The following is a 25,207-nucleotide window of genomic DNA, read 5'->3' on the forward strand; positions in this document are numbered from 1 at the left end:
CGCTTCTTTCGTCTCCCCTCCGCTCCACGTGCTCACCCCGGAGAGCGCAGCGACTCGACCACCGTCTCGACGAACGACTCGGGCGCGGTGTTCATCGCCTCGTGGCCTGCCCCCGGAAGCGTGACGACTCGGGTGTTCGGCAGGGCCTTGTCGACGAGCGCGGTCGCTCGCTCCATGAACGGCGGGCTTTCGCCACCGGACAGAAGCAGCGTCGGGACCGTGAACGCCGCGAACCGGTCGGGGTCGAATCGGTAGTCGTCGATGGCGCGAATCTCCCGCGGAATAGTGTGCGCCGTTTCGAGGCCGACGCCCCACGCCGGAGCGGCTTTCAGGGCCTCGATATCCTCCCGCGACTCGCCGGCGACCTCCCGAAGAAACACCGTGAACGCCTCTTCGCGGTCGCCGTCGTCGAGGTGAGCTTCGATGCGGGCAACGGTCTCTGCGGGGACGAGACGCTCTCCGGCCTCGACAATCGGCGGTTCGTACAGCACCAGCCGTTCGACGTTGTCGGTTCGCAGCGCGGCTTCCAGCGCGTAGAGCGCCCCGGCGGAGTGACCGAGCAGGACGACCGGTTCGTCGACCGAATCGACGACCGCAGCGACGTCTTCGAGCTCCCGTTCGAGCGCGTACTTCGCGGTGTCGACGCTCTCACCTCGGCCGCGTCGGTCGAGCGCGTAGACGGCGAACCGTTCGTCGAGTGCCGGGCGCACTCGCTGCCAGTCGGTGTGGTCGCCGGCGGTCCCGTGAACCAAGACGAGCGGTGGCCCGTCGCCGGTTCGTTCGTACGCGATTTCGGTCCCGTCGCTCGACGTCGCGCGGTCTGTCGACGCGACGCTGGTCATCGGACATCCCCGGTCGCCGGTTTCGGCGCGACGTTCTGGTTCAGCCTGAACACGTTCTCCGGGTCGTACTCGCGCTTTACCTCGACTAACCGCTCGTAGTTCTCGCCGAACAGCGTCCGCGCGGGGTCCTCGCCGAAGCCGGGGAAGTTACCGTACGCGCCGGCGGCGACGTCCATCTCTCGGAGTTCGGCGAGGCCGTTTCGAGCCCACGCGACGTTCGCGTCGTCGGTCTCGGGGTCCTCCCAGTTCGCCTCGAACGTGACCATGAACGGCGCGTCCCGGTGCCAGAACGCCGTCTCCTCGGGGGCGACGTCGGAAATCGCGCCGCCGAGGTGCCAGACGTCGACCGTCGACAGCGTCGACGGACTCTCGCGTCCGTATCGAATCACGAGGTCGACGACGTCGTCGGTGAGTTCCGTCACGTAACTGGCCTTCCAGTAGTAGCGGAGTCCGTCGGGGTAGTCCTCGTCGAGCATCGACTGAAGCGCCGTGTACGCCATCACGCCGCTGAAGTCGACCAGCGGGTCGACGGCGGTTCGCAGCGTCTCGAACTCGGCTTCCGCGTCTTCGGCCGGACCGTCGTAGCAGCCGAGGAACACGACCGCCGACTCGCCCCGCGCCTCCTCCGGGAACTCGTCGAGTTCGGGAACCGTCGCGTAGAACGGGACGACGCTGCCGTCTCGGGAGGCGTCGGCGGCGTAGTCGCGGAAGGCGGAAAGCGCCTCCCGCGCGTCGTCGCCGTGATACCAGACGAACAGGCCGAATACCTCCGGTCCGACCTCGTGGAGTTCGTACTCGAAGGCGGTGACGACGCCGAAGTTGCCGCCGCCGCCGCGAATCGCCCAGAAGAGGTCCGGATTCGCCGACTCGCTGGCGGTCACCACCGAGCCGTCGGCGGTGACGAGTTCGACCGAGACGAGGTTGTCGAGCGAGAGGCCGTACTTCCGGCGGAGATGTCCGACCCCGCCGTTCAGGGTGAGTCCGGCGATACCCGTCTCGGAGACGACGCCGAGTGCGGTGGCGAGACCGAACAGCTGGGTCTCGCGGTCGACGTCGCCGAGCGTCGCGCCGCCCTGCGCGCGGACCCGCCGCGCGTCGGGGTCGACGAACACGCTGTCCATCCCCGAGAGGTCGACGACGAGGCCGTCGTCGCAGACGGCGGTGCCCGCGACGTTGTGGCCGCCGCCGCGGACCGCGAGCGGGAGGTCGCGCTCGCGGGCGAACCGCACCGCGGCGACGACGTCGGCGGTCCCCGAGCAGCGAGCGATGACCGCCGGACGCTTGTCTATCATCCCGTTCCAGATACGGCGCGCGTCGTCGTACCCCGCGTCGGACGGGAGCAGTATCTCCCCGCCGAAGGCGTCGGCGAACGCGTCGAGAGCCTCGGGACCGAGCGTCGACCGTCGGTCGTCTGTCGGGGGTCGTCCGTGCGAAGACATAACGAGTAGAGTACGTTTCCGGGGAGGATAACCGCGTATTCGGAGCCGACGAGTAAGTCGTTTCGTCGGTACGGTGAACCGACTGCACGTGAGGATATCCCGTGCCGGCGGAACTCGCGCGGAGGCAATTATGTCGGGGGTCGAAGGACAGATTTGGGAATAAAGAGTTTTGCTTCCGCCTACGAGACTCACGACTAATGACTACGCACGAGTACGATGTCGTCGTCGTCGGCGCGGGGACCGCCGGTTGCTACGCCGCCGCGACGGTGGCGAACGCGGGACTCGACGTCGCTATCGTCGAGCGAAAGGACGAGGAAGAAGCGGGACACATCGCCTGCGGCGACGCGCTGAAGGGCGCGGACGCGTTCCCCGAGTCGATTCCGAAAACGCAGATTCAGCCCGCGTTCACCAACACGGACGTCGACCACGGCCGCTTCGAGATACCGAGCCACGACACCGTGCTCGAAATCCCGGTCCCCGGCGAACTCGCGGTCATCGACCGCTGGGAGTACGGTCGCCTCCTCATCGAAGGTGCCGAAAACGCGGGCGTCGAGTTCCACTACGACACCGTCGTCCAGGACGTGACGCAGGCCGACGACGGCACCGTCACGGGCGTCCGCGGCAAGCACAAGGGCGACGTCGTCGAGTTCGAGGCCGACGTCACCATCGACGGCGCGGGTTCGCTGTCGCTTCTGCAGGACAAAGCCGACCTCTCGGGGGCGACGTTCGACACGAACGTCCGCTACTCGCAGTTCTGTTCGGCGTACCGCGAGATCGTCGAGGTCGACGAACCCGTCGAGTGGGACGACGCGCTCGTGTTCAAACCGACGAAGCGCGCGGCGGGCTACCTCTGGTACTTCCCGCGCACGTCGACGACCATCAACGCGGGTCTCGGTTTCCAGATGAACGAGCAGCCGATGAAACTCGTCGAGGACCTCAAGCAGGACCTCCGCGCGCGCCCCGAGTTCGAGGGCGCGACGGTCACCGACAAACTCGGCGCGGCGCTGCCGACCCGCCGACCGTACGACTCCGCCACCGCGCCGGGGTTCATCGCCGCGGGCGACGCCGCGGGTCACGTCAACCCGACGACCGGCGGTGGCATCGCCGGGGCGGCCTACGCCGGAAAGTACGCCGCCGAGCAGGCCGTCCGCGCCATCGCGGACGGCGACGTGTCCGAGGACGCGCTCTGGCACTACAACGAGCGCGTGATGGACCACTTCGGCGGCCGCTACGCCGGCCTCGACGTGTACAACGTCCTCTCGACGGCCGTCGACGTCGACGATCTGATGGGGCTGCTCGCGGCGCTGCCGGGCGAGAAACTCGCCGAGGCGCTGTACTCCGGCAAAACGTCGATGAGCCCGCTCCTGATGGCGCAGACCGCGTTCAAGAGCGCCGGCTACTGGCGGGAGATAAAGACGTTCTACCAGACGAAGCGACTCGCCGAGAAACTGATGAACCACTACGACCGCTACCCGACGCGCCCGAGCGCGCTCTCAGGGTGGCAGATCCACCGCGACGACCTGATGGACCAAATCTACGAGACGACCGGCGCGGAAGCGAAGTACTGATTCCGAACCGTTTGCGTCGGGTCCGGGCGGCGTCGTCGCTCCCGTTCGGTGAACGCGGCCCTCGGCCCTCGCGGTTTTATCCGCTCAGTCGTTCGTCGTGTTCGAGTCGTCGGCCGTCGTGTTCGAGGTCGAGTTGCCGGCAGTCGTGTTCGTCCCGTTGTCGCTCCCGGTAGTCTCGGCCAGGTCGCCGTCGACACCGATGCTGTAGCTCGAAACCTCCTCCATCTGCGCTTCTTCGAAGACGACGTCGAACTCCCACGTTTCGCCGGGTTCGAGGCGGTCTATCTCCTCCTCTTCGGTCTCGTCGATAAACTCGACGAGGACTTCGCCCTGGTCGTCCTGCAGCGTCACTTCGACCTCGACGAACTCGTACGCCGTGTCGCCGACGTTCTCGATGGTTCCGCGAAGACCGACCTCGCCGTTCGATTCGTACAGTTCCCTCTCCGTGACTTCGAGGTTCTCGTCGCTGTCGTCCGTGATCTCCCCGTCGACGTCTCCGAACGCTCCGTCCTCGGTTGCGTTTCCGTCGGTTTCGTTTCCACCGGTCTCGTTCTCTGCGGTTTCGTCCCCTTCGGTAGTCGTTTCTTCGGTCTCGTTTCCGTCGGTCGTATCGTTTGGACTGGTCTCGCTGTCGCCGTTTTCGCCACCGTTCATACAACCAGCGGCCAGACCAGTTAGAGCCGTTGCACCCGAGGCTTTGATAAATTTCCGTCGACGCATCGTTGTTCCGTTGGACGGGGAGACGGGTGTATTTCGTGCTTGCAAATTCAACCATATATTATTTCATATTATCAATTGGAAATTGTAGTATTAAAAAATGGTTTAATTACTTTCGAACAGGATTATCTCGTCGATGGAGTCGTCTTCGAGAATACCGAAGCGCGGTGAGCGGTACGAGAGACGAAACGGCTACCCTCTCGGTGCTCTCTGTCGGTGAGCGAGGCCGGGAAGCGGTGTATTCTGCGCTCGGGACCCCCGATGCGCCCCCACCACTATCAGTCTGCGCGTCGTCACCACTGTATGACGTACCGAACTACTATCGGCTGGTCGCTTCTCTCCTCAGGCATCGTCACGCTAATTCTCGCGTATCTACCCGGCGATTCGCTGTGGTACGGAATCGCGCTGCTCGTACTCGGAATCGTGACGTTGGTCGTCAGGCGATAGGGCGGGAGGAGGAGAACGCGTCGCCCTACGGCCGCGTCGCCGCGACTTCGAGAACCGAGTCGGCGAGCACCTCGATACCCAAGTCGAGGTCGTCTTCGTTCACGTCGAACGTCCGGGTGTGGTGGCCGCCGGGGTGGTCGGTGCCGACGCCGACGTAGGCGGCCTTCCCGCCGTTGTCCTGTACTTTCTGCATGAGGAACGTCGCGTCCTCGCTGCCGCCGAGCGCGTCGCGTTCGACGAGCGAGGTGACGCCGTCGTTGTCGCCTGCGACCGCGGAGACGACGTTCACGAGCGCGTCGTCGCTACGGGCGCTGGGGGCCTCGCCCTCCGTCGTCAGGGTGACTTCACAGCCGTGCATCTCCGCGGCCGCCTCCATCACGCGGTACGCCTTCTCCTGCATGTACTCCATCAGTTCGGTCGTCTCGCCGCGGACCTCGCCGTCGATGAACGACTCCTCGGGGATGATGTTCGTCGCCGTGCCGCCGCCGACCAACCCCGCGTTGATGCGGGTCGCGCCGTCGGCGTGTCGGGGAATCGCGTAGAGGTTCTGAATCGCGGCGGCCATCGCCTGCACCGCGTTGTCGCCCTCCTCGGGGCGCGCCCCGGCGTGGGCGGGGTGGCCGGTGAACTCCGCGCGGAAGTGGTGGACGGCCAGAAAACCGTCGACGCCCGCGACTATCTCGCCCGAGGGGTGGTCGAGACCGATGTGGACGGCCAGCAGGTAGTCCACGTCGTCGAGGTGGCCGCTGTCGGCCATCGGGCCGCCGCCGGAGACGATCTCCTCGCTCGGCTGGAAGAACACCTTGAACGTCCCCGAGAAGTCGCTGTCGATGATCGCGTCGAGGACGCCGAGACCGATGGTCGCGTGGGCGTCGTGGCCGCACGCGTGCATGAACCCCTCGTTCTCCGAGCGGAAGTCACCCGAGACCGGCGCGTGGTCGTCCTCGTCGGCCTCGGTGATGGGCAGCGCGTCGATGTCGACGCGGAGCGCGACGGTCGGCCCCTCGCCCTTCTCGACGACGGCGACGGCGCCGGTGTAGCCGCCCTCCAGTTTCTCGAGGACGTCCTCGCGCGCGCCGGCCTCGCGGGCCCGCTCGAACCACTCGGCGAGTTCCGCGTCGTCGGGGACGCCGGGGCGGTCGTCGGCGAGCGCCTCTCGGCCGACGAACAACCCGTCGAGGTCGCGTTTCTCCAGTTCGTCGACGATGCGGGCGGTGGTGTAGAACTCTCGCCACGCCGGTTCGGGGTGGCGGTGCAGGTCGCGGCGGAAGCCGACGTAGTCGAACTCGCTTTGGCTCATGTCGCGGAGATTGGGAGGCGTTCACATAAAGCCGGAGAAAAGGGCAATCGGAACGGACCGTCGCCGGACGGACTGGTTCGCTGGTTCACAGTTCGCCGAGACGTATCGCTTATTTGTCCGGCCCGAGTCGACAGAACTGATATGAGTCGTGCGGAACTCGGCGACGACTCCGAGGGCCCGCCGTTGCGCTTCCGCGGCGGTCCGCTCGCGAGCACCGTCCCGATCGCGTTCTTCATCGTATGGGCTATCGTACAGAGCGGTCTCTTCGGCATCGGCGACACGACGGGGTTGGTCGCCGGGATGCTCCTCGGCCTCATCCTCGGGATGTTGTTCGTGAAGGGAGACTGGAAGCACTACGCCAACGCGCTGTTCGAGGGGATGACCCAGCGCGTCGCCGTCACCGCCATCGTCGCGTGGCTGTGGGCCGGGATGTTCGCCGAGACGATACAGGTCGGCGAGTTCGTCTCCGGTCTCGTCTGGGCGGCCGACGCGCTCAGCGTCGGCGCGGCGCTGTTCCCGGCGCTGACGTTCCTGCTCGCCGCGGTGCTGGCGACGGGTATCGGCACGGGTTACGGCACCGCTATCGCCTTCACCGGCCTCGTGTTCCCGGCGGGCGTGCTCCTCGGCGCGAACCCCGTACTCCTGTTCGGGGCCATCCTCTCGGGGGCGGTGTTCGGCGACAACCTCGCGCCCGTCAGCGACACCACCATCGTCAGCGCCGTCACCCAGAACGCGGACATCGGCGGCGTCGTCGCCTCGCGGTTCAAGTACGCCGTCATCGCCGCCGTGCTCGCCTTCGCGGCCTACCTCGTCGCCGGCAGCGCGATGGCCGGCGAACCCATGTCGGTCGGTGCCACCGTCATCGAGGACGCGACGGCGCTCGGCCTCGTCCATCTGCTCTCCATCGCCGTCGTCATCGTGACGGCCGTCTCGGGCCGACACATCGTCGAGGCCATCTCCTGGGGGCTCATCGTCGCAATCGTCCTCAACCTCGCGCTCGGCCTCGCGCCGGCCAGCGAGATGCTCGTGTTCAACGCACCCGCCTCCTCCGGCATCGCCGCCGCCTTCGCCGACGCACCCGTCGTCGGGGCCGTCGTCGAGACGATTCCCGCGGGGGCCGACGCCGACCCGTCGGTCGGCGGGAGCATCTACGCCGGTGCATCGAGTTTCTTCCCGCTCATCGTCCTCGTGTTGCTCATCGTCGCGGGCGCGAAGGTGCTCCAGCGCGGCGGCGGCTTCGAGGCGATTCAGGACGTGCTGTTGAACCGCGTCGCCACCTCGGTCCGGCGCTCGGAACTGACGATGGTACTCGGCACGGCGCTGGTCAACGCGATGATAACCATCAACACGGCCGCCGAAATCGCCATCGCACCGTACGTTTCGACGCTCGGTCGGCGGTTCAACATCAACGGCTACCGTCGGGCCAACATCCTCGACGCCAACACCTCGGCGCTCGGCTACATCTTCCCGTGGGGCGGCGGCGTCCTCGCGGGCTACTCGGTGATGCTCGGCCTGCCCGAGGAGTACGAGTGGTTCACGCAGGCGATGCTCGTCAACCCCGCCTCGGTCTGGCCGTACGTGTTCCACGGCTGGTTCCTCGTCGGCGTGTTCGTCTTCGCGGCGGTCACCGGCTACGGCCGCGAGTACGTCCCCGACCGCGTCTCCGAGGAGGTGAGTCGCGTATGAGCGACCGCTCGTCGCAGCGCGACGCGCGGACCGACGGCGGTGGGGCGTTCCGAAAGCTCCTCGCGGGGTGGACGTTCCGGACGAGCACCCCCTCGTACGACGTCGGCGACCAACTGGTGGCGTACGTCACCGGCGTCGACGGCGACACCCCGGTCGTCCGAATCGGCGACACGGTGTTGCGACTCGCGACGACCGCGGACGACGTCGAACTCGACCCGGACGGGGAACTCCTCGACCGGAAAGTGCGCATCCGCGTCGACTCCTTCGACGCCGCGTCGCATCGGGGCACCGCGGAGCTGCTCGCGGTGCTCGACAGGTCCGAGGCGTCGTTCTGAGACGGACGGCGACCGTCGACGAGAAGATACCAGTTCCGCCGGTGCAGGTCAGTTCTGGCGGTGGCCGAGCGGTTTCTTCTGCTCGATCTCGATTTCGACGTGGACGCTGTCGGGGAACTGCCGCTCGGCGACGCTGCGGGCGATCTGGTCCGCGCCGTGGATTTCGAGTCGGCGCGTGTACACCGTGTACGACCACGGCGAGAACTCCCGGCCGCGCGTGAGAGTTCGGTACTGCGGGACGCTCAGTCGGTCCGGCGACGAGGAGTGCGGACCTTTGCACTCCGCTCCTTTCCGTTCGAGCAGCCGTTTGAGTCCCGTCACCACGTCGTCGAGCACGGCGCGGTCACCACTTTCGAAAGTGAGTTTGGTTACAAAAGTCATGAGCTGGGGGGTTACTCTCAGTTTCGCACGCGGAGCGGTAAAAACGCATCTACAGCGTGCGGCGTGCGTGACTGTTCCGCACGGGGACTCGCCTCTCGGTCGACGGAGCCGCCGCTCCGCACCGTCGACGCGCGCGAACCGGTCGACGACGGCGGGTCACTGATAAAGTCGGGTACGTTTCCGCAGAAATCGCGCCGTCGAGCGTCGACTGTGCGAGACTGTGCCGACGCCTCCGATATTCTCTTAACACGGGATGGTCTACGTGGATACAATGACGGTCGAAGCGGTCAGTGCTGGAGCCATCCTCTTCCGCGACACCCGCGGCCGACGGGAGTATCTGCTCCTGAAGAGCCGACCCGGGGACTGGGAGTTCCCGAAAGGCGGGGTCGAAGGCGATGAGGAACTGCAGCAGACGGCGATTAGAGAGATCGGAGAGGAGGCGGGCATCGACGACTTCCGCCTCGTCGACGGGTTCCGCAGAGAGTACGACTACGTGTTCGAAGCCGGTGGCAAGACCATCCACAAGACGGTCCACCTGTTCATCGCGCGCTCGTTCGAGGCCAGCGCGGAGCTGTCGAGCGAGCACCGCGACCTGCAGTGGCGCGACTACGAACAGGCCATCAACACGATCACGCAGGACGGCCCGCGCGAGATTCTCGAAGAGGCGCACAACTACCTCAACGAACTCGTCTCGGAGAACGGCGACGACGAACCGGAGCGAAAGTACCTCGCGTGACCCGCGGCGGGTGAGGCGGGTCGGCGCGCGCTCGCGCCGCGTTCCGTAACACGAATAGCGACTGCGCTCGCAGTGCGCCCGTGAGCTATCCGGCCGACTCGGAGTTCGTTTTCGAGCTTCTGACCTGCCGGTGGGCCGAACGCGCGTGGCCCCCGGAGAGCGACCGCGAGTCGGCGCTCGTCGTCGCGCGGCAGCTCGGCACGAAGCGACGCCGCTGGGACACCGTCGTCGTCGAAGCCGACCCCGAGGCGCTCGCCGCGCGCGCGGCGTTCGGCGACGACGAACTCGACTCCAACCTCCTGCACGTCGCTCGCCACGCACCTGCCGAGTGGACGTGGTACCGCGACGCGCTCCCCCATCCGGGCTACCCGTGGCGCTACGTCCTCGCGGCGATCCACCGCGCCGCCGCCCGCGGCGTCGTCGAGAAGCGACGTAAAGGGCGGAGAATCGAGATTCGCCGCATCGCGCCGTACCCCGACTGGATTCGTCGCATCGTCGCCATCGAGAACAAACCCGACCTGGACGCCAGCGCCGCGCGCGCGCTCTCGGGGCAGTTGGAACACGACGTGGAGACGGCGCTGGCCGACGAGGTGTGGCTGGCGACGGCGGCGACCGACGCGGCCGTCGAACCCGCGCTGCTCGAGAGCATCCCCGTCGATGTCGGCATCCTCGCGCTCGACTTCTCGGCCGGGGTCCGAGCCGACGCGGGCGAGGTGGCGTGGTACCCGAGTTCGCTGTCGCCGAGAGCGGACGGAGACGGAGTCGACAGCGGCGACTGCGGCGACCGAGCGGAGACGCGTCTGCGACTCGCAGAGCGCGCCTACGGCCGCGGCTGGCGGTCGTACCACTCGACGATGCGCCAGGACTGTCGGCACTTCGAACTTCGACGCGCGGGCGACGCGCTCCTCCCGTGGTGCGCGGCGAAAGGCCGCCACCAGACCGCCGCCGAGTGCGCGGGGTCGTGCGGTTCCTTCCAGCCCGAACCCCCGCAGTGGCGGACGAGAGGGTGGCCGATAGAGGGCGGTCCGGGCAAGGGAATCGAGCGGTTGCTCGAACGGCGGCGTGCGCGCGTCCGCGAGCGGTCCGCGCCCGACTCCCGATAACCGCCGACTCCCGATAACCGTCCGCGCCCGACTCCTGAGACCCGTCAGACCGAGTCGTGGTCGATTCGGCCGAAGGGGTGCCACGTGCCGGGGTCGCCGCCGTCGACGCAGACCCAACCCATCGCGCTCCCGGGCGACGGTTCGACGTTGCGGACCCGGCATCCGACGTCGAAGCGTCCCTCGGTCGGCGGCGCGCGGCCCGGGAACGTCAACGTCACGTCGGCACAGTCGGAGCCGACGCGAACGTCGGCGTGTGGGAGCTGCCCCTCGATATCGGTCGACCCCGTGAGAACCGTCGACCGCGCGAAGCCGTCGGCGTCGTTGTCGCGGAAGCGGAGCTCCTCGCAGCCGTCGAGGAGATAGCCGACCTCCCCGTCGTCCCCGTCGTCGCCTCCGCCGACGACGTCGGTGTCGCGGAAGAAGACGCGGCGGACGCCGAGGAGTTCGACCCCGCGGTCGACCCGTCGACAGTCGTTCCCGTCGAGGCGGTGGTCGAAGCCGCCGCGGAGACGGATGCCGCACTGCGAACCCTCCCGGCCTTCGAGCGTGTTGGCCGCGACCCGCACTCGGGCGGTCGGCGTCGGGTCGGAGACGGCGAGCACGCCGACCTCGAAGTCGAACAGTTCGTTCGCCGTGACCGCGACGTTGCGGCCGCCGCGAACGACGAACCCGACGCCCGCGACGGCGCGACAGACGTTGTCGGTGACGGTGACGCCGTCGCCGCGCTCGACGACGACGCCCGACGGTTCGTGGATCGGACGGCCTCGAAGGCTCCCGTCTTCGCGGCCCTCGGTCGAGCCGTCACGCCGACTCCCGCCGATTCCCACGTCGTAGACGTAGTTGTCGGCGACTTCCCCCGAGGCCCGGCGGAGCGCGATACCTGCACCGCCGACGCACTCGATGGTGTTGTCGGAGACACTGACGCCCTCGGCGACGGCCTCCTCGAACTCGTCGGGCCCGTCGGAGACGTCGCCCGCCGCTCCGTGGCCCCCGGGGTGAACCGTGATGCCGTCGCCGCCGTGGTTCCTGACGGTGTTGTTCTCCACGGAGATGTTTCGGTAGCGGCCGTCGAGGCGGATGCCGGTCGACGTCTCCGTCCCTTCGACGATGTTGCCGGTGATGCGTACGTCGTGCCAGTCGGTGCCGTCGTCGCCGAGGATGCCGACGTCGGTGCAGCGTCGGATCTTATTCCCGTCGACCGAGAGGTCGTGGCCGCCGCTGCGGTGGAGGTGCACGCCGCGCGCGCAGTCCTCGGCGACGTTGTTGACGATGGCGACGTTCTCGTTGGCGGAGCCGTCGACGGCGGCGTTCTCGACGCCGCCTCCGGGCGGGGCGACGACGAGGCCGCCGCGCTCGGTGAGGTTGTCCGCCTGGTAGGCGGCCGACCGGAGACCGACCGCGTAGCAGTTCCGCACGAGCACGTCTTTCCCGCCCGCCACGTCGACGAGGTGCCAGCGGAGGTTCTCGCCCCGACAGCCGCGGACGGTGACGTCTTCGGCGTGGGCGACGCCGATACCGTTCCCCTTCGCGGGGTCAACCGAACCGAGGGTCAGTCCGTCGACGACGACCTGTCGCACCCGTTCGCCGCCGCCGTAGCTTCGCGGGACGAGCGCCGTCGCGTCGGGGTCCGGCGGGTCGAACAGGAGCGTCGCGCCGTGACCGTCGACGACGAGGTTCGAACCGTAGAGCAGCGAGCGCTCGTGGCGGTACGTACCGGGCGGCAGCGTTACGGTTCCGCCGCCGCGGTCGGCGGCGGCGTCGAGTGCCGCCTGCAACGCGGGACCGTCGTCGACGTCGCCGTCGCCGACCGCGCCGAACGCGTCGACGTGTACCGTCCCCGGGCGAGCGCCGGGGCCGCCGTCTCGGTCGCGTTCGGGCGCTCGGCCGCTTCCTTCCGACGTCGCGGCAGTCGACTCGTCGGCGTCGTCGCCCTCGTCGTCTCTCATCGGGGTGCGTTAGGGGGGAGCGCTCGGATGAACGTTTCGGCGGGCATATGAGGACGGAGGTCGGCGGGCGCGAGAGAACGGAAGTCGGCGGGCGAGAGAGAACGGAAGTCGGCGGTCGAAGCCCGTCGAGCCGTCGGTCGGTTCAGACGACTTCGACGTCGACCTCGTCGCGGTCGACGGCGAGTTTGAACGTCGGCACCGTCCGGTAGGTGACCTCGACGACGCCCTTCCGCTTGAGGCTCTGCAGCGCCCGGCGGACGTCGGCGGCCTCGGGGTCGACGTCGAACCGCTCGCGGAGCTTGTTCAGCACGCTGACGACGCTCTCGGAGCGCTCGTCGGGTCCGGCGACGACCTCGAACACCCGCGACTCGAGTTCGGGGACGCGAAGCACGCTCGGCGCGCCCTCGTCGCGTTCGTCCTCGACCGGCGGGTCGATGCCGAGCAGCTCCGCGGCCTCCGTCGTCGCCCGGATGAGGCTGTTCTCGTCGCGGTAGTAGTACTCCTTGAGCGTGCCTTCGAGGTAGCGATGGACCTCGCTGCCGCTGTCGAGGTCCCAGCGGTCCTGCAGTTCCTTGTTCTTCGTCGGTTGGAGTTTGACTACGTCCGCCAACCGCTCCTTGTCCTCGTCCGAGAGGGTCATTGCCGGGTGTTCGGGGAGGGAGGATATCGGTGTTCTGGAGTGTGGCCGGGACCGCGGGCTGAGATGGCGTACCGTGGTCTCGGCGTCACCGATGCGGGCGAAGACCGTTCGTCGACCGGAACTCGCCGCTGTATCGACCGCGGGCCGAACGATTATCCCGAATCGGCGTGACCCACGAGTATGGCGGAGACCGTACTCCTCGACATCGACAGCGACGACGTGGCGACCATCACCGTCAACCGACCGGACCGACTCAACGCGCTCAACGTCGAGACGCTCGAAGCGCTCGAAGACGCCCTCGACGAGGCCGAGGCGGCCGACGCGCGCGTCGTCGTCCTCACCGGCGCGGGCGAGAAGGCGTTCGTCGCCGGCGCGGACATCTCCTACATGAAGGAGCTCTCGGTGCCCGAAGCGCAGGAATACGCCGAACTCGGTCACCGCGTCGCCGACCGCCTGGAGACGTTTCCCGCCCCCGTCATCGCCGCCATCAACGGCTACGCCTTCGGCGGCGGCTGCGAACTTGCACTGGCCTGCGACCTTCGAGTCGCCTCCGAGCGCGCCGTCATCGGCCAGACCGAGATCGACCTCGGCATCACGCCCGGATGGGGCGGCAGCCAGCGACTGCCGCGCCTCGTCGGCGACGAACTCGCCCGGCGGATGATCTACTTCGGTGACCGCGTCGACGCGACCGACGCCCACGAACACGGCCTCGTCGGCGAAGTCGTCGCCCACGACGAACTCGACGACGTCGTCTCCACCCGCGCTGCCGAACTCGCCGCGAAACCGAAGTTCGCGCTGCAGACGGCGAAAGAGACCATCAACGCCGTTCACGAGGAACCGCAGGGCGCGGGCCTCGTCTACGAGCGTCGGGCGTGGAGCGGACTGTTCGGCACGCACGACCAGCGAGAGGGGATGGACGCGTTCCTCGACAAACGAGACCCCGACTTCGAGTGAATGTCGTCCGATTAGATAGTCACTAACGAGTTACTCTACCGTTTTTAGTACATTCATAACAATGTTATAATCTTCCTTTCGCAGAGGTATGAACCCGTTCGCGGCCATCGCCGACCGCCTCTCCGAGAGCGGCGAGGCGAACGGCGGGCCGTACGAGTGTCGGGGGTGCGGCGAGACGTACTCGGTCGAGTACCACGTCTGTCCGACCTGCGGCGGCTACTCCGTCGAGAGCGACTACGACCCGGTCGTCTGCGACGCGGATTCGCCCGTGGACGGCGACACAGACCGCTTAGAGACGTCGTAACCGCTCGCGTGTCGTCCGAGCGCGAACCCGAAAATCGTGTCACCGAATCGCAGACTGCGCTGCGCCGGAAACTCACCGTCCCGCGGCGGGGACGCCGAAGCTATGTGTCTCGAAGGCGATATAGAACCCATGAGTGAGACGATAAAACTGAGTCGAGTCGACACCGCCTTCGAGCGGCTCTCGTACCCGGTCGCCCGCGACGAGGCCGTCGCGGAGTACGCCGACACGACCGTAGCGCTCGCCGATGGGGAGGCGAACCTCGGCGAGTTAGTTTCGGAGACGCGCAGCGAGAGGTTCCGCAGTTCCGAAGAGCTGTCCGAGGAGTTGTACAACGTCCTGCCCGTCGAAGCGCTGGGAGAACCGGGACAGTCGGAGGGCGACGCCTGAACGGTTCCGGATGCCGTCGCCGTCCCGAGGACGCGGACGCGCCGTCGGGCGGTTCCGACGCCGAATCCCGACGTTTAAGTAGCCGAGTACGCTGATATCACTCCTATGGAGTTCTGCGACGAATGCGGTTCGATGATGCAGACGCAAGGCGACAACTGGGTCTGCACGAAGTGCGGTCACGAGAAACTGCGCGACCAGGCCAAAGAGCAGGCGATGGTGACGACGCAGGCTCAAGAGGAGTCCGAAGTCATCGAGTCCGAGGGCGGCACGAGCGGCCTGCCGACGACGACCGCACACTGCCCCGAGTGCGGCAACGACACCGCCTACTGGTACATGCAGCAGATTCGCTCGGCCGACGAGTCCGAGACGCGATTCTTCGTCTGCACCGAGTGCGAACACAAGTGGCGCGAAGACGACCACTGAACGATGCGCGTGCCACCCCCGGCGGTCCCCGAGGACCGCCTCGACGGGTGGCGACAGGTCGAGTCGAGCGTCGAACACCCCTTCGACGCCGGACTCGTCCGAGTGACCGCTCACACGGTCGTCTACGAAAACGCGACGTTCGCCGAGCGCCTCCCGCGACGGCCCGGTGCGACCCCGATTCGCCGCTTCTTCTTCGCGAGTCGGCTTCGACTCGCCCCGAAACCACCCGCGTCGCGGACGCTGTTCCGGCTGGTCGCCGACCGGTCGATGGCCGGCTTCGAGACGAAGCTCCGCGAACGCGGCTTCCTCGCCGTCGACAGAGCCTCCGAGCGACGGTTCGACGTTCGCGGGACCGAGGCCAGACTCGCGGGGTACGACGCCCGCACCCGGGTCGGCGGAGCGGTCGTCGGCGTTCGGGGGTGGCTCGCCGCCTGGCCGACCGACGCTCGCGGCGAGTTCCTGCTCGCCGGCGGCGCGTACCCGACGAACGTCGCTGAGGACGACTCGATGGGGGTCGACGCCGGCCGCTCGCCGTCGCTAGCGGACGCGTTCGACCCCGAACGGTTCAGAGAAGAGCTGTTCGCGCTGATTCGGGCGACGCGGTAGCCCGCGGCTACCGCCGGAGCAGCGCCAGCGCCGCTCCGCCGAGGGAGAGCCGGGCCGGCGCGACGCCGACTCTCCTCGACAGGGCGTCCGGCCGGATACCCGGCCCGAGACGGGCAACGCTCACCCCGTCGACGCGCACGTCGACGGTCACGTCGGCCGCGCGGACGTTCTCGCCGAACCGCTCGGTCGGCAGTCGTCCCGTCCCGCGGAGGAGCGCGAGCGCCCCGGCGAGGGAAGGAGCGTCGACGACGACTAACTCCCCGTATCCGACGACGCGGACGTCTTCGTCTTCGACCGTCAGCGTCAGTTCGGCCGTGACGTCCAGCGGGCGGCGCGCGTCGGTCACGTCGTCGGTCACTCGTCCGGTTCGCGGGTGCTGATGCGGAGCGTGCCGTCGAGTCGCCAGTGGGCGTGGTCGGCGTCCTCGCCGGTCTTGCTCGGCACGTCGACCTCCATATCCTCGAACTCGTACGTTATCTCCGCGCCCCGCCCGGTCAACCGCTCGTAGAGGCCGAGGGCGAGTTCGGGCCACGTTCGCGTCTCGTCGATCTCGGACATCTCGTCGGTGCTCATGGCGTGAGTTCTGTTGGGAGGCCGTCGACTTAGTGGTTCTGCGGCGGCCGCTACACGTACGCCCCCTCGGGTTCGTAGATCGACGGGTCGTCCCGGTACTTGCGCGCAATCTCTTCGAGCGTCCTGAACTCGGCGTCCTCGTGGCTCCGAACGTAGCCGATGAACTCCTGCAGGAGCGAGATCATGTGGGGTAGCCCGTGGAGGTCGGGGTGGATGGTGAACGTGTACACCCCGGCTCCCCGCCGGTCGTAGAGGTAGTCGAACTGCCGCTTGTAGTACTGTTCGTACATCATCTCCGGGTCCTTGTACCCCGCGTGGTAGCTGGGCTGCTTGATGAACAGCATCGGCGGGATGTCGTCGCGGTACCAGCTGATCGGTATCTCGACGACGTCGGTCTCCTCGCCGTACCGGTACGGCTCCGTCCACGTCTCGGGTTCGCTGTCGTACTGTATCTTCTCCCAGCTGTCGCCCTTCCGCATCCACCCCGGCTCGAACTCGCGCTCCATCAAGCTGCTGTCGTAGAGGAAGCCGTGCTCTTCGACGAGTTCGGGCGTGTTCTCGCTGAACTCCCACCAGCTCGCCCGGTGGCCGACCGGCTCCTCTCCGGTGACGTCCTCGACGAGCTCCTTCGAGAGCTCGAGAATCTCGTCTTCCTGCTCGCGGGAGAGGTCCGTCGGGTTCTCGTGAGAGTAGCCGTGGACGCCGATCTCGTGACCCGCGTCCGCGACGGCCTGAACCTCCTCGCGGAACGTCTCTATCGTGTGACCGGGGATGTACCACGACGTGTCGATTCCCTCGTCCTCGAACAGCTGCACCAGTCGCGGAATGCCCTCGTTCCCGGCGGAGAGCCCGCGCGAGAGGTCCGCCGGCGAGTCTGCCCCGCCGTACGACCCTAACCAGCCAGCGACACAGTCCGCGTCGACGCCGATTGCTACGTCTATGTCTCCCATGTTTCTACACGACAGTGCCCACGCGGACACACATATTTCTCACCCGGCGTCACCACGCGTTCCGGTCGAAAGATGTCAGAAGTTTTGGTTAACGGCCGATATTTTGGGCAGGAACGACCCGCGTCGTCGCAACCGGCGCTCGTTGGTCGTGTAGAACGCGGTGCTCGTTGGTCGTGTAGAACGCGGCGCTTGTCGGCGAAGTCGAACGCGGCGTTCGATGCGCGAACTCCGTGAACCCGCTACTCGTTGCGGGCGAACGTCAGATAGCCGGTGTGACCGACTCCCGCCGTCGACGGGCGCGACCCCCGGTCGCTGAAGTCCATCTCTCGTTGGATCGTCTCGAGCGTCTCGACGCCCGTGAGACCGACTTCGCGGGCCGTCCGCACCGTCTCGTGTGAGTTCTCGACGAACGGCGAGTAGACGGCGAGAAAGCCGCCGGAGACGAGGAGGTCGGGCGCGTGGGCGACCACCTCGGGGGCGTCGCCGGTGTCGAGCGTCAGGAGGTCGAACCCCGACAGCGAGTCGAGTTCCTCGGTCAGGTCGCCGGTCCGCACGTCGACTCGCTCGTCGACGCCGGCGAGTTCCATGTTCTCGCGCGCGACGTCGGCGAACTCGGGGTCGCGCTCGTACGTCGTCACCTCCGCGCCGAGGCGAGCGAGATACGCCGAGAGGACGCCCGTGCCGGTTCCGGCGTCGAGCACTCGGTCGCCGGCGGCCGCGCCGGTGTGGCCGACGATGAGGCCGACGTCGCGCGGCATCATCGGCGCGCCCGTCCGCTCGAAGTGGTTGAACAGGTCGGGGCCGCGCGGTTCGCGGACGAGGAACTCCTCGCCGAGATGCGTCTCCAGGACATCGCCCGCCGAGACGTCCTCGGGGACGGTGAGCACGCCGAGGTCGGTCTGCAGTTCGTCGCCGGAGCCGCGCAGATACTCGCGGTCGCCGTGGACGAGGAGTATCACTCCAGGCGCGAGATCGCCGCGGCGAGGTCACCGTTCTCGGCTTCGAGCGCCTCTCGGGCCTCGTCTTTGCTCGCACCGGCGCGCGTCGCGACGATTTCGACGTCCGACTCGGGAATCTCCTCGCCGCCGGCGTCGCTCGCTTCGACGTCCACGGTGTCCTCGGCACCGGCGCCACCCGCGCCGGCGTCACCCGCGCCGAGCGCTCTCGACTCGGGTTCGCCGACGATCTGGTACGTTTGCTGTCCCTGTGCGTCCATCTGCGTCACTTGCGCGTCGCTGAAGACGAGTTCCTCGTCGGCTGTTCGGATGATGACCTCCTCGGCGTCTATCTCGGAGACGTCGATGCCCATCTGCTTCATCATCTGCTTCATCTTCCGCGGGTTCATACCGCCGCCACCAAACATACCCGGAGCGTCGTGGCGGGCGGGCAAAAACGTGGCGAACGCCGGCGAGAACGCGAGGACTGCGCGGCGAGTCGCGGCGATGGTGTCTCGACAGCAACAGTTTTGCGGGTCGACTCGTTCGCTCGATGTATGGTCTCCGACTCGCCCTCCCGACGAGGCTACCTCAGCGCGCTCGGTATGGCCGGAATCGCCGCTATCGGTGTGAGGAACACCGGTAGTGCCGACGACGCCGCGGCCGCCACGGGAAGCGGTTCGCTCACCGACTGGCCGATGCCGCGGTACGACGCCGCCGGAACCGGGTACGTTCCCGACGCTCGCGGCCCCGGTGAGACCGTCGATTCGGTGTGGAGCCACGACCCCGAAGACCTCTCCAGTACGTTCTCGCCGCCGATTCTCGCCGACGACCGTCTGTACCTCGTTAGCAACTCGGTCGCTGTGCTCGACGCGTTCGACGGTGAGGCGCTGTTCACCTACGACGGCAGTTCACAATCGAATCCTGCTATCGTTCCTGTGGACGCGTACACCAGCGACACGCTCGCCCTCGCCGGGGTCGAGGGACTGGTCGGCTTGAACGCCGACGGCGGCTACACGATTCTCGGCCGACAGTTCGGCGTGCGGCGGTGGCGGCAGGACGGAGAGAGTCCCAGTTCGTCCATCTTCGGACCACCGACGATGTCGCCGCCTATCGCCGTCGGTTCGACGCTGTACTGGGCAAATTCGGGAACCGACCACCTCTACGCCGTCGACGCCAGCAGCGGGCGGATGCTCTGGGAGCGCGAACTCGGCCGCGAGGGCGCGCTCGGAGAGCCCGGACGTCCGGCGTACCTCGGCGGAACCGTCTACGCCTCGTACTGGCCCTACGCTGTGGGCGCGTTCGACGCCCAAACCGGCGAGATGCTGTGGGAGACGGAAGTAACGGACCAGTTCGTGCTCCCCGTCACCGCCACGTCGGAGGCGATTCTCGTTCCAGGCCGCGAGGGCGTCACCGCACTCGACCCCGCAAACGGCGACGAACTGTGGCGATTCGACCACGGCGGCAACCAGACCGAGGGCGCGGTGGCGGTGGCCGATGTGTCCGCAGATGACGATTCGAGCGGGAAGATGGTGTACGTCGTCGGCGAAGTGTTCGACCAGCAGGCAGACAATCGTCTCTACGCTGTCGACCTCGAAACCGGCGAACAGCGGTGGTCTGCAAGCGGTCGCTGGCGCGAGACGACACCCGTCGTCGGGGACGACACTGTGTATATCTCCGAATTCGACACCATCGCCGCGTTCGACGCTTCGACGGGCGACTTGCACTGGCGATTCGAGATCGACAGTCCGCTGTCGACGCCCATCGTCAGCGGCGAGATGCTGTTCTGTACCTCGTTCAAAACGGTCCACGCGCTGGGGCCGGGGGAAGCGAGATGAGCGACCGGAGGGCGCTACTGGGGTCGAAGTTCGGTGAAAAGGAACCGGAGCTTTCGGTGTGGTCGGCGCTGTGGACCGCTCTGCACCGCATCCGGCGCGACCCCGTACTTGTCGTTCCGTTCTTCCTCGCCGGCGTCGTCGTCACGATAGTCGATTACCGCCGTCGCCGTGACCCGGTCCCCGTCAACGTCGTCGACCGGATGGGCGGAGGCGGCATCGACATCAGTTATCTCGTCTACCCGACCGGGAGTCGAGCGACGACGACGCCGCTCGGAGCGTTGGTCGACCTCAAGGTAGCACCGCTTTTCACGACGCTCGGTCTCGAACTGACGGCGTTTCTCGCCGTCGGTGTCGCCGGATGGTTGACGCTGTCGCGCGTACTGGGTGGCCGCGCGAGGAGCGCTCAACTGTTTTCGTATCTCGGACTGCTCGCGCTACTCCACGTCGCATTTCGGCTGCTCGGCCTCGTCGGCACCGTCAGTGGCCCGATAGGGTTGCTGTTGTTCGTCGGGACGCTCGCGGTGTTCGTCCGCGTGTTCCTCGTTCCGGTTCTCGTCGTCGCCGGCGAGGACATCTCGACGGCGTTCGGTCGAAGCGCCCGCCTCACCCGTGGTCACCGCTGGACGGTGTTCGGTCTCGTCCTCGTCGTCGGTCTCGCAACGTTCGCGCTGGGCAGCGTCTCTCCCGTCGGGCCGGTACTCAGTGCGACGCTGGTCGCTCCCGTCCACGCAGTGGCGTTGGTGGTCGTCGCCGAGCAAACCGACGGGACCGACTGACCCGACCGGTTCCGTATCGACACCTAACTTCTTGCACCCGCCGCCCCACATCCGACCATGTACGTCGCCGACCAGACGTGGCCGGAACTCGGAGAGTACGTCGCCGAACAGTCGCTCGCGGTCGTTCCGCTCGGTTCGACCGAACAGCACGGGCCGCACCTCCCCCTTGCGACCGACCACCTAATCGCCGAGTCGCTGGCGCGGGCCGCGACCGAACGCACGGGCCACCTCTGCACGCCCACGATAAACGTCGGCGTCAGCCCCCACCACCGGCAGTTCCACGGCACGATGTGGGTCGACCCGCCCGCCTTCCGCGACTACGTCGAGAGCCTCACGCGCAACCTGACGTACCACGGCATCGACCGCGTCGTCTACGTCAACGCCCACGGCGGCAACGCCGTCCACCTGCGCGAGGTGGGGCGTCGCCTCCGCGACGACGGCGAGGCGTACGCCATCGAGTGGATGTGGGACGAGTCGATTCCGGACCTCGTGAACGACATCTTCGAGCACAACGGCCCTCACGGCGGGCCGAAGGAGACGGCGATGATCATGCACATTGCCCGTGAACTGGTCCGCGAAGGGGAACTCGAATCGGCCCGCGACGGCGGCGTCGTCAGCCTCGCGGACGCCGACCCGCGGAAGTTCGGGGCGCGCACGTTCTACGACGCCGCCGACAACACCGAGAACGGGGTACTGGGCGACCAGACGGACGCGACGCCCGAGAAAGGGGAGAAAATTTTCGAGGCGGCGACGGACCAGCTCGTCCGCCTCTTGGAGTGGCTCGACGCTCAACCGTTCGAGTCGCTGCTGCCGGAACCGCACGTCGACCCGCAGCCGGGCAGCCGACGATGACTCGTACTCTCAACGTACAGTTCAATTTCACTACCTGATAACGGGGGAAACGTTGAGATATTCGGAGAACGACTGGGCGGACGATGCCCGACTCACGTCGCCGACGGTTCCTGCACGCCAGCGGCGTCGCCCTCCTCTCTGCGCTCGCCGGTTGCGGCGGGACGCTCTTCGAAGACGAGATGCCGCCGTCCACCGCCGAACCGGCACCCGGAACCGAGACGCCGCCCGGCACCGACGCCCCGACTCAGGGGCCGGCGTCGACCGACGGCGGGGCGAACCTCCGCGTCGTCCACGCCGTCCCGAACGCGCCGAACATCGACATCGTCGTCTTCGGCGACGCGGCGCTGAAAGACGAGACGTTCCGACAGATCAGCCAGTACCTGTATCTCGGCGCCGAGCGGACCGACATCAGCCTCGTGGCGACCGGCAACCCCGACCGGGTCTTCTTCGAGGACGCCATCGACTTCGAGGTCGGGAGCTACACCGGTGTCGTCCTCGGCGAACTCGGAGAAAACACCGACAGGTCGGTCGAATTTCGGCTCTTCGACGAGGACCTCTCGCTTCCGGAGCGGGGGAGCGCTCGCCTGCAGTTCGTCAACGCCGCGCCCGACAGCAACGCGCTGCGGGTCGTCCGCGACGACGGCGAGGAGACCCTGTTCGACGGCGTCGGCTACGCTCGAACGGCGACCGCGACGCTCCCCGCCGGAACCCATCGACTGGCTGTCCAGCGGGCCGACGGCGGCGACACGGTGACCACGACCGAAGTGACGCTCGACGACCGGGGCGTCTACACCGCCTTCGGAACGGGATATCTCGCGCCGGGCGACGCGCCGACGAACGCGCCGTTCGAGGTCACACTCGCCGAAGACGGCGACTGAGCGGACGACGAGGCGACTGAACGGACGATGGGACGACGGAGAGTCGAACGCCCCGTTTTCTACGGCGTCTTGATGTACGCGTAGCCCTCGCCCGCCTGTAGTTTCGTCAGTTCGCCGACGCCGGAGGGGACCGTCTCGACGCCGTCGACGAGGTCGTCCTGCGTCGCGCTGAACCGATCCATCGTGTTCTCGCAGGCGCGAATCGACACGCCCTGTTCCTGGAGTTCCTGCAGTTTCTCGGCGTGTTCGGTCTGCTCTTCGTAGACGAGTTTGAACCCCGACCCGTTGACGAGGAGGACGACGTCGTCGAGGTCGACGGTGTCGTCGGCGAGCAGGTTGCTGACGTTTCCGAGCGCGTGTTCCTGGTTCGATACGTCGTCGGTGAAGTGAAAGACGGTACTCATAGTGGGGTCGGGAGTTTCGGTTTGCGTCTCGGTCTCGGTTTCGGCCTCCGTCGGTGAGTCGGTCGACTCGGGCGTCGACGACGCGTCGCCGCCCTCCGACGCCGGCGCGTCGGTGCCGCCGCCGACACAGCCTGCGAGCGCGAGGCCGGTGCCGACGCCGGCGAGTTCCAGAACCCGCCTCCGGGTGTGCTCCGAATCCATTTCGGTCGAACGAGACGGCGGTGAAGCCTTTATTATCGACGTGCTAAACGGCGTCGACCGGAGTCTCGACGGCGCGGCGGGAACCGACGGCGTCTCTCGAACGCTTAAGGTACCGCCTATCTTCATCTTCGACTATGTTCGACCCCGACGATTTGGAGCGCATTCGTTCCGCGAAGGCGGAGTGGGAGGAGGAGACGCTCGGGCCGACGCTGGAGCGGTTCGGGGAGCGCGAGGAGACGTTCACGACCGACACCGAGGGCAACGAGGTCGACCGTCTCTACACGCCCGACGACATCGCCGACACCGACTACGTCGACGATGTCGGCTTCCCCGGCGAGGAGCCGTACACCCGCGGCGTCTACCCGACGATGCACCGCGGGCGACTGTGGACGATGCGACAGTACGCCGGTTTCGGCACCGCCGCGGAGACGAACGACCGATACCAGTATCTCATCGACAACGGCCAGACCGGTCTCTCCGTGGCCTTCGACCTGCCGACGCAGATGGGCTACGACTCCGACGCCGACATGGCCGCGGGCGAAGTCGGCAAGTCGGGCGTCGCCATCGACTCGCTGCGCGACATGGAGACGCTGTTCGAGGGCATCCCGCTCGACGAGGTGTCGACCAGCATGACCATCAACGCGCCCGCGGCGGTGCTCTTGGCGATGTACGTCGCCGTCGGCGACCAGCAGGGCGTCGACCGCGACCAGTTGCGCGGCACTATCCAGAACGACATCATGAAGGAGTACGTCGCGCGCAACCTCTACATCTACCCGCCGGAGCAGTCGATGCGGCTCATCACCGACGTATTCGAGTTCTGCGCGTCCGAGACGCCGAAGTTCAACACCATCTCCATCTCGGGCTACCACATCCGCGAGGCCGGGTCGACGGCGGCCCAGGAGGTGGCGTTCACGCTCGGTAACGGCATCGAGTACGTCCAAGCGGCCATCGACGCCGGCCTCGATGTCGACGAGTTCGCGCCGCAACTGTCGTTCTTCTTCAACGCGCACAACAACGTGCTGGAGGAGGTCGCAAAGTTCCGCGCCGCCCGCCGCATGTGGGCCAAAATCATGGAGGAGCGCTTCGGCGCGGAGAACCCGAAGTCGAAGCAGTTGAAGTTCCACACCCAGACGGGCGGGTCGACGCTCACCGCCCAGCAGGTCGAGAACAACATCGTCCGCGTCTCGTACCAAGCGCTGGCGGCCGTCCTCGGCGGGACGCAGAGCCTCCACACCAACGGGAAGGACGAGGCGCTGTCGCTGCCGACAGAGGAGAGCGTCCGCACCGCCCTGCGAACCCAGCAGATTCTCGCCCACGAGTCGGGCGCGGCCGACACTATCGACCCTCTCGCCGGGAGCTACTACGTCGAAGCCCTCACCGACGAAGTCGAGGCCGACGCCTTCGAGATCATCGACGAGGTGGACGAACGCGGCGGGATGCTGGACGCGGTGAAAGAGCAGTGGGTCCAGCGTCAGATTCAGGAGGTCGCCTACGAGCGCCAGCGCGAGATCGAACAGGGCGAGCGCGTCATCGTCGGCGTCAACGAGTACCAGGTCGACGAGGAGGCACACGTCGACATCGAGGAGGTGTCGGAGGAAGACGAGCGCCGGCAGGTCGAGTCGCTGCGGGAACTGAGAGACGACCGCGACGCGGAGGCCGTCGAAGACGCGCTGGAAGCGATTCGAGACGCCGCCCGCGGCGACGCGAACCTGGTGCCGCTCATCGTCGACGCGGTGAAAGTGTACGCGACGGTCGGCGAAATCTGCAACGTGCTCCGCGACGAGTTCGAGGAGTACCACCCCAACAGCGCCGTCTGAGCGCGGGTGTCGACGGCGCGGTCCGCGAACTGGGCGACGGTGTCGTGGCTCGGTGACCCTACTCGTAGCCTCGACGACGCCGTTCACGGACTGGACGACGCTGTTCACGGACTGGACGCGACGAGTCACCCGCCGAGACCGTCCCCGTACGCCGGAGTACGCACCCGAG

29 protein-coding genes are annotated in these 25,207 nt (G+C 67.2%); 16 read left to right on the plus strand and 13 right to left on the minus strand.

Going from position 1 to position 25,207, the window contains the following annotated elements:
* Positions 1-32 precede the first annotated feature (32 nt).
* Positions 33-842, minus strand: coding sequence for an alpha/beta fold hydrolase (locus tag FCF25_RS13325; RefSeq protein ID WP_137049027.1), 810 nt, complete (start codon positions 840-842; stop codon positions 33-35).
* Positions 839-2,281, minus strand: coding sequence for an FAD-binding oxidoreductase (locus tag FCF25_RS13330; RefSeq protein WP_137049028.1), 1,443 nt, complete (start codon positions 2,279-2,281; stop codon positions 839-841). The genes FCF25_RS13325 and FCF25_RS13330 overlap by 4 nt, the downstream gene beginning before the upstream one ends.
* Before the next feature lie 197 nt (positions 2,282-2,478).
* On the opposite strand from FCF25_RS13330, the gene FCF25_RS13335 reads away from it, so the two are divergent.
* On the plus strand, positions 2,479-3,849 hold the full coding sequence (locus tag FCF25_RS13335) for a geranylgeranyl reductase family protein (RefSeq protein ID WP_137049029.1): 1,371 nt from the start codon (positions 2,479-2,481) through the stop codon (positions 3,847-3,849).
* 84 nt (positions 3,850-3,933) lie between these two features.
* Here FCF25_RS13335 and FCF25_RS13340 read toward each other — a convergent pair whose 3' ends face one another.
* Positions 3,934-4,503 (minus strand): DUF3426 domain-containing protein, encoded by a 570-nt coding sequence (locus FCF25_RS13340; protein ID WP_168191261.1) that lies wholly within the window; start codon positions 4,501-4,503, stop codon positions 3,934-3,936.
* A gap of 366 nt (positions 4,504-4,869) precedes the next feature.
* Between FCF25_RS13340 and FCF25_RS15720 the strand changes: the two genes are divergently transcribed.
* Positions 4,870-5,013, plus strand: a complete 144-nt coding sequence (locus FCF25_RS15720; RefSeq protein ID WP_168191262.1) for a hypothetical protein — start codon at positions 4,870-4,872, stop codon at positions 5,011-5,013.
* A gap of 25 nt (positions 5,014-5,038) precedes the next feature.
* Here the strand turns inward: FCF25_RS15720 and FCF25_RS13345 are convergent, their stop codons facing one another.
* Positions 5,039-6,313: an amidohydrolase gene (locus tag FCF25_RS13345; protein ID WP_137049031.1), complete on the minus strand. Its 1,275-nt coding sequence runs from the start codon at positions 6,311-6,313 to the stop codon at positions 5,039-5,041.
* 141 nt (positions 6,314-6,454) lie between these two features.
* On the opposite strand from FCF25_RS13345, the gene FCF25_RS13350 reads away from it, so the two are divergent.
* Positions 6,455-7,999, plus strand: a complete 1,545-nt coding sequence (locus tag FCF25_RS13350) for a Na+/H+ antiporter NhaC family protein (RefSeq protein ID WP_137049032.1) — start codon at positions 6,455-6,457, stop codon at positions 7,997-7,999.
* Positions 7,996-8,334 (plus strand): hypothetical protein, encoded by a 339-nt coding sequence (locus FCF25_RS13355; protein WP_137049033.1) that lies wholly within the window; start codon positions 7,996-7,998, stop codon positions 8,332-8,334. Before FCF25_RS13350 ends, FCF25_RS13355 begins: the two co-directional genes overlap by 4 nt.
* Before the next feature lie 48 nt (positions 8,335-8,382).
* Here FCF25_RS13355 and FCF25_RS13360 read toward each other — a convergent pair whose 3' ends face one another.
* Positions 8,383-8,715, minus strand: coding sequence for an uS10/mL48 family ribosomal protein (locus tag FCF25_RS13360; protein ID WP_117591363.1), 333 nt, complete (start codon positions 8,713-8,715; stop codon positions 8,383-8,385).
* A 271-nt stretch (positions 8,716-8,986) separates the two neighbouring features.
* On the opposite strand from FCF25_RS13360, the gene FCF25_RS13365 reads away from it, so the two are divergent.
* Both FCF25_RS13365 and FCF25_RS13370 read left to right on the plus strand, forming a co-directional pair.
* Entirely contained in the window at positions 8,987-9,451 is a 465-nt protein-coding gene (locus FCF25_RS13365; RefSeq protein WP_117591361.1) for a bis(5'-nucleosyl)-tetraphosphatase, read from the plus strand.
* Between the two features lie 80 nt (positions 9,452-9,531).
* A complete protein-coding gene (locus FCF25_RS13370; RefSeq protein ID WP_137049034.1) occupies positions 9,532-10,554 on the plus strand; it encodes a DUF5787 family protein in 1,023 nt (340 codons plus the stop codon).
* A gap of 44 nt (positions 10,555-10,598) precedes the next feature.
* Here the strand turns inward: FCF25_RS13370 and FCF25_RS13375 are convergent, their stop codons facing one another.
* The gene (locus tag FCF25_RS13375) at positions 10,599-12,500 is read right to left on the minus strand and encodes a right-handed parallel beta-helix repeat-containing protein (protein ID WP_137049035.1); all 1,902 of its coding nucleotides are present in this window, start codon (positions 12,498-12,500) and stop codon (positions 10,599-10,601) included.
* 142 nt (positions 12,501-12,642) lie between these two features.
* Entirely contained in the window at positions 12,643-13,140 is a 498-nt protein-coding gene (locus tag FCF25_RS13380) for a DUF5797 family protein (protein WP_117591358.1), read from the minus strand.
* Positions 13,141-13,320: 180 nt separating this feature from the next.
* On the opposite strand from FCF25_RS13380, the gene FCF25_RS13385 reads away from it, so the two are divergent.
* The 5 genes from FCF25_RS13385 to FCF25_RS13405 all read left to right on the plus strand — a co-directional run bounded on the left by FCF25_RS13385 (position 13,321) and on the right by FCF25_RS13405 (position 15,814).
* Positions 13,321-14,094, plus strand: a complete 774-nt coding sequence (locus FCF25_RS13385; RefSeq protein ID WP_117591357.1) for an enoyl-CoA hydratase/isomerase family protein — start codon at positions 13,321-13,323, stop codon at positions 14,092-14,094.
* An 88-nt stretch (positions 14,095-14,182) separates the two neighbouring features.
* Complete coding sequence (locus FCF25_RS13390) at positions 14,183-14,398, plus strand: hypothetical protein (protein WP_174786382.1); 216 nt, start codon at positions 14,183-14,185, stop codon at positions 14,396-14,398.
* A 129-nt stretch (positions 14,399-14,527) separates the two neighbouring features.
* Complete coding sequence (locus tag FCF25_RS13395; RefSeq protein ID WP_117591355.1) at positions 14,528-14,785, plus strand: hypothetical protein; 258 nt, start codon at positions 14,528-14,530, stop codon at positions 14,783-14,785.
* 105 nt (positions 14,786-14,890) lie between these two features.
* Positions 14,891-15,208 carry a transcription factor S gene (locus FCF25_RS13400; RefSeq protein WP_117591354.1) on the plus strand — a complete coding sequence of 106 codons (318 nt, stop codon included), beginning with the start codon at positions 14,891-14,893 and terminating at the stop codon, positions 15,206-15,208.
* A gap of 3 nt (positions 15,209-15,211) precedes the next feature.
* Positions 15,212-15,814, plus strand: a complete 603-nt coding sequence (locus FCF25_RS13405) for a hypothetical protein (RefSeq protein WP_137049036.1) — start codon at positions 15,212-15,214, stop codon at positions 15,812-15,814.
* A gap of 7 nt (positions 15,815-15,821) precedes the next feature.
* Here the strand turns inward: FCF25_RS13405 and FCF25_RS13410 are convergent, their stop codons facing one another.
* The 5 genes from FCF25_RS13410 to FCF25_RS13430 all read right to left on the minus strand — a co-directional run bounded on the left by FCF25_RS13410 (position 15,822) and on the right by FCF25_RS13430 (position 18,700).
* Positions 15,822-16,172, minus strand: a complete 351-nt coding sequence (locus tag FCF25_RS13410; RefSeq protein ID WP_117591352.1) for a hypothetical protein — start codon at positions 16,170-16,172, stop codon at positions 15,822-15,824.
* Positions 16,169-16,387, minus strand: coding sequence for a hypothetical protein (locus FCF25_RS13415; protein ID WP_117591351.1), 219 nt, complete (start codon positions 16,385-16,387; stop codon positions 16,169-16,171). Before FCF25_RS13415 ends, FCF25_RS13410 begins: the two co-directional genes overlap by 4 nt.
* A 50-nt stretch (positions 16,388-16,437) precedes the next feature.
* On the minus strand, positions 16,438-17,337 hold the full coding sequence (locus FCF25_RS13420) for a polysaccharide deacetylase (RefSeq protein WP_117591350.1): 900 nt from the start codon (positions 17,335-17,337) through the stop codon (positions 16,438-16,440).
* A 239-nt stretch (positions 17,338-17,576) separates the two neighbouring features.
* Complete coding sequence (locus tag FCF25_RS13425; protein ID WP_137049037.1) at positions 17,577-18,296, minus strand: tRNA (adenine-N1)-methyltransferase; 720 nt, start codon at positions 18,294-18,296, stop codon at positions 17,577-17,579.
* Positions 18,293-18,700: a nascent polypeptide-associated complex protein gene (locus FCF25_RS13430; RefSeq protein WP_137049038.1), complete on the minus strand. Its 408-nt coding sequence runs from the start codon at positions 18,698-18,700 to the stop codon at positions 18,293-18,295. The genes FCF25_RS13425 and FCF25_RS13430 overlap by 4 nt, the downstream gene beginning before the upstream one ends.
* 129 nt (positions 18,701-18,829) lie before the next feature.
* On the opposite strand from FCF25_RS13430, the gene FCF25_RS13435 reads away from it, so the two are divergent.
* The 4 genes from FCF25_RS13435 to FCF25_RS13450 all read left to right on the plus strand — a co-directional run bounded on the left by FCF25_RS13435 (position 18,830) and on the right by FCF25_RS13450 (position 22,616).
* Positions 18,830-20,110, plus strand: coding sequence for a PQQ-binding-like beta-propeller repeat protein (locus FCF25_RS13435; RefSeq protein ID WP_137049039.1), 1,281 nt, complete (start codon positions 18,830-18,832; stop codon positions 20,108-20,110).
* Positions 20,107-20,886 carry a hypothetical protein gene (locus tag FCF25_RS13440; RefSeq protein ID WP_137049040.1) on the plus strand — a complete coding sequence of 260 codons (780 nt, stop codon included), beginning with the start codon at positions 20,107-20,109 and terminating at the stop codon, positions 20,884-20,886. Before FCF25_RS13435 ends, FCF25_RS13440 begins: the two co-directional genes overlap by 4 nt.
* 57 nt (positions 20,887-20,943) lie before the next feature.
* Positions 20,944-21,738 carry a creatininase family protein gene (locus FCF25_RS13445; RefSeq protein WP_137049041.1) on the plus strand — a complete coding sequence of 265 codons (795 nt, stop codon included), beginning with the start codon at positions 20,944-20,946 and terminating at the stop codon, positions 21,736-21,738.
* 83 nt (positions 21,739-21,821) lie between these two features.
* Positions 21,822-22,616 carry a DUF4397 domain-containing protein gene (locus tag FCF25_RS13450; protein ID WP_137049042.1) on the plus strand — a complete coding sequence of 265 codons (795 nt, stop codon included), beginning with the start codon at positions 21,822-21,824 and terminating at the stop codon, positions 22,614-22,616.
* A 59-nt stretch (positions 22,617-22,675) separates the two neighbouring features.
* Here the strand turns inward: FCF25_RS13450 and FCF25_RS15815 are convergent, their stop codons facing one another.
* On the minus strand, positions 22,676-23,221 hold the full coding sequence (locus FCF25_RS15815; RefSeq protein ID WP_217353072.1) for a DsrE family protein: 546 nt from the start codon (positions 23,219-23,221) through the stop codon (positions 22,676-22,678).
* Positions 23,222-23,355: 134 nt separating this feature from the next.
* Here FCF25_RS15815 and FCF25_RS13460 point away from each other — a divergent pair, with 134 nt between their 5' ends.
* Positions 23,356-25,038 (plus strand): methylmalonyl-CoA mutase, encoded by a 1,683-nt coding sequence (locus FCF25_RS13460; protein WP_137049043.1) that lies wholly within the window; start codon positions 23,356-23,358, stop codon positions 25,036-25,038.
* The last annotated feature ends 169 nt before the right edge of the window (positions 25,039-25,207 follow it).

It is taken from the genome of Haloprofundus sp. MHR1, assembly GCF_005155585.1.
In the GTDB taxonomy this organism is placed as follows: domain Archaea; phylum Halobacteriota; class Halobacteria; order Halobacteriales; family Haloferacaceae; genus Haloprofundus; species Haloprofundus halophilus.